The sequence below is a fragment of the Carnobacterium sp. 1290_CSPC genome (assembly GCF_001053265.1).
In the GTDB taxonomy this organism is placed as follows: Bacteria; Bacillota; Bacilli; order Lactobacillales; family Aerococcaceae; genus Aerococcus; species Aerococcus urinaeequi.
The window spans coordinates 1-10,663 of the sequence record NZ_JVVG01000081.1; the positions used below are offsets into that span (position 1 = coordinate 1).

Consider the following 10,663-nt stretch of genomic DNA (forward strand, 5'->3'; position numbering starts at 1 on the left):
CAAGTCCACTTCAGAATAGTTTGCATCACACTTTGTGTGATACGGCACTATTCTTCCAGTTTATGAGCGAGTTGATGCTTTAGCACTTACTCGCTTAAATGCGTTAGAAGTTGTTTAGCTGAGCGGTCTCACTCACACCTTGTATTATTTCTGCATTTTTATGACTTGTACTTTTTTCAATAGTCGCCATAAACGAATCAAGGCGAAGACATACATGATTTCTAATTGATAGACAACATAGAAGCCAAATAGGTTAAAGATGGTAATGACCATTAGTGGCATGGTTAATGACGCAAGGGCTAAAGAAAACCGCATTTTAAAGGTTAGTCTTAACCGGGTTGAATCAGGTAGCATACCAATTACTAGGGCAATCATCAGGCTAGCTAGCATTAAATTCAATAGGCTAGATAGGCCCACAATGACGAAGATAATCGGGTAGTAGGCCCAAGTTAGGCTAGTCATTGACTGGATAATACCTTTGACACCATCGCTATTGGCAGAGTCACCTAATTGTGTGTAGGTGAAGGCGATAGGTTGGCCTATGAATGATATGGTTAGGTTATCTGAGTTGTTTTCAACAGTAATCAGATTGTTTTGACTAGTCGTCACGTCTTGACTGGCGATTTCATCATTTGGATCAAAGGCATAGGTTATCAGGTCTGTTTCAAAAATAAAGGCCGCTTGGTCATCGCTGGTGGCTATTTTGCCATCTGTGACTTGATAGTCAGGGATTTGATTAACGATCGATGTTGCGTTGGTTTCTAGTAAATCAAATACTTTCAAAGTGTCGAAGAAGGTTGGAATTGCTGATATACCTGCAATTAATAGGGCATAGACCAACATTCTTTTAAAACTATAGGAAATGACACGGATAATTTTTGGATAATTCAATAGGGCATCGTATAAGATGACGAGGATATTGCTTTCTTTCATACATTCGCTCTTTTCTGTTCGCATATTCTCACTCTTAGCTAGTGGACTTGGAAAATGACTAAGCATTCTCACGTTAACATTCATTATAACAAAGATTGGTCAAAAATAATGAGCGGATGATTGGAAAAGGAAAAACTTTTCTTAAAAATAAGTGAGCGCTTTAAGTCGATTCCTTTGAATTTTAGGGTGTGACTTGTTATAGTGATTTTAGTAAGAAAATAATGATAAGTTATATAGGAGGAATTTTACATGGCTTTTGAATTACCAGAATTACCATACGCTTATGATGCATTAGAACCGTATTTCGATGAGGAAACAATGCACTTGCATCATGACAAACACCATAATACTTATGTAACAAATGCAAACGCAGCTTTAGAAGGTACTGATTTAGCAGACAAATCTGCTGAAGAAATCCTATCTAACTTTGACGATGTACCTGAAGACAAAAAAACTGCTGTTCGTAACAATGTTGGTGGACACGCTAACCACACATTATTTTGGGAACAATTCGCAGCAAATGCTGGCGGTGAACCTACAGGCGCTTTGAAAGAAGCTATCGACGCTAAATTCGGTTCATTTGCAGACTTCCAAGAAGCATTCAAAACTGCAGCAACTGGTCGTTTCGGTTCTGGTTGGGCTTGGCTAGTTTTAGCTAACGGTGAAGTAGAAATCACTTCTACACCAAACCAAGACTCACCATTAATGGATGGTCAAACACCATTATTAGGTATCGATGTTTGGGAACATGCATACTACTTGAAATATAAAAACGTTCGTCCAGACTATATTGCAGCATTCTGGAACATTGTAAACTGGGATGAAGTTGCAAAACGTTTTGACGCAGCAAAATAATTTAACATCTATTTAAATAGTAATAGAGGGGTTAGCTTAGGCTAACCTCTTTTTTACGGCAAATTGCATAAAAATGCCTCTAAAAAACGCCTGCCGACAATTATCAGTAGACGTTTTATATTTATTTCGTTTTCACTTTTTTTCCGTTAAAGGAATATACACCTACTAGTACGAGTCCGGTTGCGCCTGTAATGGCTACACCTAATATCAAGCCTTGTGGGATGTAGTAGAAAGTGACTTCATAATCACCAGCTTCTTGGAATAGGATACCCATAAAGCCACCGTTTAATAGGGATGCGGTATCGACTTCTTCGCCATTGACTTTGGCGTGCCAACCTTCTGCGTATGGGACAGTGACCATCAAGTATTCACTTGGATCGTCTACTGTAACGGTGCCTGAGAAAGCCCCATTTGAGAAGTTGGTCAGTTCCAATTGATTTTGCTTTAAGTCTTCTGCCATGGTGGATACTTTTTCCTCGTCAAGGGTATAGAGGTTGATATCCGCTAGGGTTGTTTCGTCATCTAGCAATTGTATGGTAAATACTTTCTCTGCGCCTTGATCGTCGTTGGCAATATTAAATAATTGAATCGACTGGTAGGAAGAATCGTAGTCCAGTGGCTCGCCGTCTAAGTAGTATTTGACTTCTTCATCGTTCAAGAATGAAGGGACGGTAATGTAATAAGCTTGGTCTGTTTTGACATTGATATGGATATCAATAAACGAATCTTCTCCAGTGTCATCACGGGTATAAGCTGTGTTTACCACAGAAGCATCTTGTGAATCCACATGGAAAAGGTCCACGCTGGCAAAGTTGGCAATCTCAAATTGTGAAAGGTCAATGCCGTCTGTTGTGCCGTTTCCGCTTAAGACATTCAACAATTCATCTTGCAGGTAAACTGGATTGACGTCATCAATGGCGACGTCTTGGATGTCTTGGCTAACCATATAGGCAAGGGACAAGGCATTGGGATTTTCATGGATGATTAATTGGTCTGTGACTTCTGTAACAGGGTATTCACTCAAGTCAGCTCGTGTTGACCTGACTCGGTCTTTTAAGGCGCCTTGATTATCTTCAAACGGGGTGACGTCAAAATAATATTGGACACCAAATAGGGCGTCTGTCACTAGGGTCCCTGTTGTATAGTTGGTAAAGCCGTCTGACATAGGTTGCCCTAATTGTTTGAACAATTGGGTGGTGTTTCGTTCCATTGTCGAGTTGAAATGGTTCAAGTCATAGTAACCCAGCTGCATGGCATCGTTTTTTGTCCGCTGGAAGGTCTTGGTCATTCGATAGAATTCATTTTCCGCGGGCGTATACAATGCGATTTCTGGTTTGATTTCAGCAATATAATCCGCAAAGTCATCTTGTTTCAAGTAAGAAATAGAGGAAATAGTGATCACTGAGTTGGCAAACATTTCACTCATGGTGATGAACAATAGAAGGATGTAAATCAACCGGTCGAAGTCAACAGCCATCATCAGCAGGGCAGTGACCCCAACGAATAAGACGAAGGAGACTAGGACTGTTGTGACTGAAATATAGTCAAATTCTTCAATCTTATAGAACAGGTAACCGTAGGCAATAGCAAAAGGTATCAACAAAGCTATTGCACTTTTAATGGATAAGACAGTTTTTTGTCGGTAGAGCTGGTAGCCGATAAATAATAGAAAGAATGAAAAGACGAATGAAAAACGGTACGGGTACCAGATTGGATATTGGAACCCGTGCCAAATCAAGTTCAGCCCTGAAATGTTCATGGATAATAATAGGACCGTCGTCAATCCACCGGCGGCTAATCGTTCTTGCCAAGGAATCTTCTTATTGAAAAAGTAAAGGCTGGCCATGATAAGCGCTAGACTTCCTACGAAAATGTTGGGCAATCCTTCTGGCATTTGGTCAAAGTTAAAGGCCCCTAGGATGAATTTTGACACAATATCGTATAAAGGATAATCGGTGGTTAATTCAAGTTCGGGTGACGATTGTTGCCCTTTACTGGTTGATAATGCATAGAATGTGGGCATTAAAATAAAGGCAGCTAAACCACCACCTGCGAGTGACCAACCGGCAAATTTACCAAATGTTTGCATGAAATAGGTTTTCAAATTGGTAAAGTAGCTGGCTTGATATTGCGCTGTTGGCGCCAAGCTCTGGTTCAAACTGTCGATCTGGTCTTGACTATGCAAATCAGCTCGTCCGTGAGCAACCATCCGGTAGCAGAAAAATAAGATTAAGAATAAACAAATCATGTAACCGATATAGTAATTCGAGATTAGGATAAGGGCTAGCCAACCTACATAGGTCCAGCCAGATTGACCGCGCATGACTTTTTCCAAACCCCAAATGAGAAAGGGGAGGAAGATAACGCCGTCTAGCCACATGACGTTTAGTTGGTTGGCGGATAGGTAGCCGATGAAAGCGTAAGCGAATGAAAATGTGAGTGATTGCCAGGTCACTTCATTATAGAACCGACCTAACATGAACTGGAAGGCGGATGCTGCGGTGGCGAGTTTGAGTAAGACAATCAAGGCGACGGCAAAGGAAAGCCAGGATTGCGGGAAAAATAGCAAGAAAATTAAGTAGGGGGACATGAGGTAGTAAGACCAGGTCCCGACCATTTCGCCTCCGGTGGCTTTTGAGAAGGAATAGAAAATCTGATCCCAATTGCCTTGGAAGATGTCTCGGTAGTATTGATAGAAGTCGATATATTGTTGGCCTAGGTCGACAGTCATGATGGTGCCGTTGCCGAAAGCAAATATTTTTAGGCCAAAGATAAAGAAGAGTCCCATCAGGATAAAGACTGCTAGAAACAAGCCAATCATTGAAGCTTTGAGTGGGTGTTTCTGACTTTTTTGTTGAATCGTTTTTATATATTGCGTCATGACACGAACTCCTTTTTGCGAATTACTTTTAGCATATCATATTTCGCAGATTGATTGCCTTGTTTAAAGATTTTTTACAAAAATAAAAACTTCTGTGATTTTTAGGTGGATATAGGGATTCTTAATAATTTACACGAGTCTTATGACCATTTTTTGTGTATAATTAAGAAAGATTATGCTAGCTTGAGTGGACTGACCTATTTGGCTGCATATAAGTGTTTTATTTGAAAGTAGGTGACAAGTTGGATCAAGGTGATCAAAATAAACAACCGAAGCAACATGAGGGTGCTGAGGAAAAGTGGAATAAAATGGGTTCTGATGATCAAGACCAACCAAAAAGACGTGCACCCATATGGGGCTCCTTTTTAAACCGTTTGAACGTGATGCTGATAGGGATTTTTGTCCTGTTTGCAATACTTATTTTACGTTTATCTTATTTGCAACTAGTTCAAGGGGATATGTTCTCTGATCTGGTGAATGCGACAGAAACAACTATTGTTGAGGAATCGGTCCCTCGTGGGTTGATTGTTGATTCTGAAGGAGAATTGATGGTGTCTAATGAGGCTTTACCAGCAATTTCTTATACACGTGGCCAGGACACTTCCGGTGAGGATATGGTCCAAACGGCGCAGAATCTAGCTAAATATATAGCTATAGATTTCGAGGATGTATCCGATCGTGACCTGCAGGATTATTTTGTAGCAGCCAATACAGATGTCATCAATGACCGGTTAACGGACGATGAGGCCGCTGCAGCGGATGATGAAATTTACGCCATCCAAGTGAGTAAAGTGACTGACGACGACTTGAATGGTCTAAGTGACCAAGATAAGGAAGCAGCAGTTATTTTTGCCAAAATGAATGCCGCCTCGTCACTCTCAACTGTCATGATTAAAAATGATGGGGTAACCACTGAAGAGATGGCCGTTGTGGCAGAGCATTCAGCTGAGTTACCAGGTGTCAATGTGACAATCGATTGGAAACGGACTTACCCGCAAGATTCATTACTACGTTCATTGCTTGGGAGTGTATCTTCTACAGAAGAAGGGATTCCAAGTGACCAACAAGATTTCTACCTAGCTAAGGGTTATGCCCTAAATGATCGGGTAGGGGTGTCTTATATTGAAGAACAGTATGAAGCGGATTTACGTGGTTCGAAAACGACCTATGCAACAGAAGTGAGTCAAGAGGGAGAGATTATCAACTCTGAACAGACTTATGCTGGAGAAATGGGGAATACGGTTCAGTTGACTATTGACTCTGAATACCAAGCGGAATTAGAAGCATATGCAACTCAGTATTTAGAAGATGCGACAACTGAAGCCAACAATTCTATCTATATTGTAGCGTCTGATCCTGATACGGGGGCTATTTACGCTTTAGTTGGTAAGAAGAAAAATTCAGATGGTGAAATTGTTGATGATGCCTTAGGTACGATTAATAGCGTCTTTGTATCCGGGTCTGTTGTGAAACCTGCAACGATTTCCGCTGGTTACGGAGAAGGCTTGCTTGAAGTTGGTTCAGACAATGAAATTACCGATGAACCCCTATACTTCTCCGGTACGCCAGTTAAAGCTTCTTGGTGGTTTACATCTGGTAACGATTCAACACCAAGGATCTTAACGGATAAACAAGCCTTAGCTCAATCTTCCAACGTCTACATGATTAAATTGGCAATGGCAATGGGTGGTGTAAACTACTACGAACCATACATGGACTTGTCAGAACTGGATACAGATGCCGTTTATGATACCTTACGTGACTACTATGCAGAATTTGGTTTAGGTGTATCGACTGGTATTGACTTGGAAAATGAATCAACTGGTCTAATCGGAGCTGATACTGGTGACCCAGGTAACGCACTTGACTTGTCTTTCGGTCAGTTTGATACCTACTCACCAATTCAATTAAACCAATATATTTCAACCATTGCGAATGGTGGTACTCGCTATGCTTTACATGTGCTGGATAAAATTTTGGCACCTACTGAAGACGAGGAGACTGCTGGCGATGGAGCAACGGTTTACGAATATGAGCCAACTGTATTGAATGAATTGTCGATTACAGATGAAATGCTTGCGGAAGTGCAAGAGGGTATCTGGTCTGTTATCCATACTTCAACTGGTTTGGGGAACGCTATTTTTGCTAATTTCCCAATTGAAGTAGCGGGTAAATCAGGTACTGCGACAGTATCTGATACGCTTGAAAATTCAACTTGGGCCGGATGGGCACCATATGATGATCCTGAAATTGCGGTTTCTATCGTTATTCCAGGAACAACACCTGATGTATCTGTATCTGCCCAAGCTGCTGCACCAAATGTCTTAGGTTTATACTATGATATTGAAGAATATCAAAATAAAGTAGCTGACCAAATGGCAGAAAATGCGGAAGCATCAGCAGAAGAGGCGGAAGCATTAGAAGAAGCACAATAATTGCGTGTGGGGCTGTGACACTCAAATCACAGCCCCATGCTGATCATTTTAAGTGTATGACCAATTTTTTTTACAAGACTAAAAAATATTTGGCATATAGGTTAAGATTATGGTACAATAATCGAGTATGGTTACTGTATATCAGTTAATAATTTTATTGTATTGGAGGGGTATCACATGCGTGTGAACATTATTTTAGAAAACACTGAATTAAAAGGCGAACGTGTTTACTTAACAGAGAAAAACCGTCGTAACAATCCAGATCGTTTAGAATTAAAAAAATATAGTCCAAAATTACGTAAAGTTTGTGTCTTCAAAGAGGTAAAATAATCTAATGCAAATTAGATAACTGACTCGGTAACACACAAATAATAAATACGTATTTACTATTGGGAGACCTGCATTGGCGTTTGCGCTGGTGTGGGTCTTTTTTGCCTTTGTTTGTGGTGTCTTGTAGAAGAATCCTAAAGTTTTCTTGTAGGTAACAGCCATTTTGTGATTATCCTGAAAACTAGGGTATAATATGTGAAAGTACATTCGCTATTAAAAAGGAGCTAATCATGTTTACGAGAAAACCTTTTGTGACGTATACCTTGCTAGGTATTCAAATTATTTTATTTATTATGATGGAATTTATGGGCAGTTCCGAAAGTTCTGCAACCTTATTATTATTCGGGGCTAAATTTAATCCTTTAATTGCTGCAGGAGAGTATTGGCGGTTAATTACCCCCATGTTCTTGCATATTGGAATTGTTCATTTATTGATTAATTCTATTACCCTGTATTATTTAGGTAGTATGGTTGAAAATATTGCAGGCCACTGGCGCTATTTGGTGATTTACCTGGCTTCTGGCTTGATGGGGAACTTATTCTCTTACCAATTTTCTGAAAATATCTCAGCTGGGGCATCGACTGCTTTGTTTGGTTTGTTTGCTGTTTTCCTAGCGCTTAAAAATCTCTTCCCGAGAAATCGCCATATCCAAAGCATTGGTTCGCAATATTTAACCCTTGTGGGGATTAACTTGGCCTTTGGTATTATGGGTTCAGGGATTGATATTTGGGGCCATGTGGGCGGATTGGTAGGTGGTTTCTTAATGACCATGGCGCTAATTCGCGGGGAAGGGCCAGATCAACGGTTGACCCAACGGATTGGTTCAGCTGCTACCTTTGTGGTGATTGCTGGGTTTATTTTGATCAACCACGGCATTTTCAATACTTTAATTGGTGGTTAGGAGCGTTTATTTGACAGAAAAGATGAAGACAATTTTAGACAAGAAGGACATTCGCGACCGGACTTTTAAATACTGGGCAGCCTTACCAGAGGTTGACCGAATTGCTTTGCAGGCAGATATTTATGCCCAATTATTTACCAATGAAGCCTTTATTCAAGCCGCTACCATCACCACAACTATTGCCCATCCAGGCGAAATTGATACGAAACCCATTATTGATTACGCCTTAACTATTGGCAAAGAGGTATATGTGCCTAAAACCTATCCTAAACGTCAAATGGCATTTGCTAAGTATCAAGGGATGGATGCCTTGGAGAAGACGAAATTCGGTATTTACGAACCAACAGCAGAAGCTGATTTTATCGATAAAGAGGCGATTGACTTGATGATAGTGCCAGGTTTGTTTTTTAGACCGGACGGGTATCGGGTTGGGCATGGGGGCGGTTTTTACGATATTTTCCTAGCGGATTACCCAGGAAACAAGATTGCCTTAGCCCTTCCGGGTATGGTCTCTGATAAAGTGACCTTTGAAATTGATGATTTTGATATTCCAGTGGACCAAATTATTGTTGGGGAAATATAAATATTATGCAACCGGTATCATTTTTTTGCTTAAAAACCTAAATTTTTTTGCTAAAGTCTGATAAAATAGACTTATATAACTAATAGATAAGAGGGAGTTATGATAATGACTAAGAAAATATTCGGTATCGACCTTGGTGGTACATCAATTAAATTATCAGTTGTTTCAATTGAAGGCGAAATTATTGATAAATGGTCAGTGCCTACAGATATTAAAGAAGATGGCCAACACATTATTCCAGATTTAATTCTAGCTGTTCAAGAAAAAATGCTAGAAAACAATTGGACTAACGAAGATATTTTAGGCATTGGTATGGGGTCTCCAGGCTTTGTAGACCGTGAAAAAGGTACCGTTGCTGGTGCGTATAACTTAGCTTGGGTTGAAGAACAGCCCGTTGCAGATCTGATTCGTAGCCACTTCAATGCAGATTGGCCAATTCTGATTGAAAATGACGCCAATGTTGCTGCTTTGGGTGAGCAATGGAAGGGTGCTGGTGACCACGCAGGTAATGTTGTCTTGGTGACTTTAGGTACCGGTGTTGGCGGTGGTGTAATTGTCAACGACCAGCTGGTTGTTGGACAGGGTGCTGCTGGTGAGATTGGGCATATGTTTTCTAAAGAGGGTGGCCGTAAATGTACTTGTGGTCAACATGGCTGTCTAGAAACTGTGGCATCTGCTTCAGGTATCGTATGGACTGCTGGTGAGTTAGCTTATACCATGGATGATACTGGTTCAATAATTCAAGGACGTATTTTTAACGGTGAACCTGTAACGTCAGAAGATATCTTTAGAGCGGCAGAAGCGGGTGACCAGTTTGCAGAAGCTGTGGTTGATGAAACGATGGGACATTTAGGACGTGCATTAGGGCAAGTTGCTGCTGTAACAAATCCAGAATATATTTTAATTGGTGGTGGGGTTGCCAACGCTGGTCAATACCTATTAGATAAAGTAACAGACAACTTCCATAAGTCTGTATATCCTGGTGTTGGACAGACAACAAGTATTCGTTTAGCTACCTTGGGGAATGATGCAGGTGTGTATGGTGCTGCGTCACTAGTTATGAAAAATGTTTAGTATTTGTCGTTAGAAGGGGAAAACAACACTTATGATCAACTTTGTTACTATCTCTTGGCTTATTTTAATTGTCGTATTATTGGTTTGGGGAGGTTTCTGGTTATACAGTTACCTATTGCGTCGTAACAACGCAACCATGATTTCTCAAGAAGATTTCCAACAAACCATGCAATCGGCACAAATTATTGATATCCGAGAAGCAAATGAATTCAACTCTGCCCACATTTTTGGTGCCCGCAATGTACCGTATTCTACTTTACAACAAGGTGTGCCGGGCTTTAGTAAATCACGTCCAATTTATTTATACGCTGATGTGCACAGTTTAACTGGCCGTGCAGCGAAAAAATTAAAAGACGCTGGTTACGATAAAATTTATATTTTAAAAGGTGGCCTTTCTGATTGGGAAGGTAAAACAAAACGTCAAGATTAATAGTTTTGGAAAAGTTAGGAGTTAGCGCTCCTGGCTTTTTTTGAATGTTGTTTTATCTTTAAAATGCGTACGCTAGGTAAGATTAGAAGGGGAATACTGATGTTGATTAGACCAAAGAAGAGACCAGAGACTAGCGTCGGAACTTGCACCCTGTATAGTCAGGCTCGTCCCTCCAGAAAGGACTGCGTTTCAGATTAGTTTGTAACTGACTGCGTCATTTACTGCACTAATCTTCCAACG

General features: G+C 40.5%; 9 protein-coding genes. 7 read left to right on the forward strand and 2 right to left on the reverse strand.

Annotated elements, in window-relative coordinates:
* Positions 1–144 precede the first annotated feature (144 nt).
* On the reverse strand, positions 145–957 hold the full coding sequence (locus AC973_RS07255) for a DUF1189 family protein (RefSeq protein ID WP_225968958.1): 813 nt from the start codon (positions 955–957) through the stop codon (positions 145–147).
* A 225-nt stretch (positions 958–1,182) separates the two neighbouring features.
* Between AC973_RS07255 and AC973_RS07260 the strand changes: the two genes are divergently transcribed.
* Positions 1,183–1,788 (forward strand): superoxide dismutase, encoded by a 606-nt coding sequence (locus AC973_RS07260; RefSeq protein ID WP_048729177.1) that lies wholly within the window; start codon positions 1,183–1,185, stop codon positions 1,786–1,788.
* 121 nt (positions 1,789–1,909) lie between these two features.
* Here the strand turns inward: AC973_RS07260 and AC973_RS07265 are convergent, their stop codons facing one another.
* A complete protein-coding gene (locus tag AC973_RS07265) occupies positions 1,910–4,669 on the reverse strand; it encodes a YfhO family protein (RefSeq protein ID WP_048729180.1) in 2,760 nt (919 codons plus the stop codon).
* 215 nt (positions 4,670–4,884) lie between these two features.
* Between AC973_RS07265 and AC973_RS07270 the strand changes: the two genes are divergently transcribed.
* From AC973_RS07270 to AC973_RS07295, 6 genes are all read left to right on the forward strand, one after another.
* Positions 4,885–7,104: a peptidoglycan D,D-transpeptidase FtsI family protein gene (locus AC973_RS07270; protein WP_225968959.1), complete on the forward strand. Its 2,220-nt coding sequence runs from the start codon at positions 4,885–4,887 to the stop codon at positions 7,102–7,104.
* Between the two features lie 177 nt (positions 7,105–7,281).
* Positions 7,282–7,434, forward strand: coding sequence for a 50S ribosomal protein L33 (rpmG, locus tag AC973_RS07275; RefSeq protein ID WP_003141750.1), 153 nt, complete (start codon positions 7,282–7,284; stop codon positions 7,432–7,434).
* Between the two features lie 230 nt (positions 7,435–7,664).
* Entirely contained in the window at positions 7,665–8,336 is a 672-nt protein-coding gene (locus AC973_RS07280; protein WP_048729184.1) for a rhomboid family intramembrane serine protease, read from the forward strand.
* Positions 8,337–8,346: 10 nt separating this feature from the next.
* Entirely contained in the window at positions 8,347–8,919 is a 573-nt protein-coding gene (locus AC973_RS07285; protein WP_048729185.1) for a 5-formyltetrahydrofolate cyclo-ligase, read from the forward strand.
* Between the two features lie 105 nt (positions 8,920–9,024).
* Positions 9,025–9,993, forward strand: coding sequence for an ROK family glucokinase (locus AC973_RS07290; protein ID WP_048729186.1), 969 nt, complete (start codon positions 9,025–9,027; stop codon positions 9,991–9,993).
* Positions 9,994–10,024: 31 nt separating this feature from the next.
* A complete protein-coding gene (locus AC973_RS07295) occupies positions 10,025–10,423 on the forward strand; it encodes a rhodanese-like domain-containing protein (protein WP_048729187.1) in 399 nt (132 codons plus the stop codon).
* Positions 10,424–10,663 lie beyond the last annotated feature (240 nt).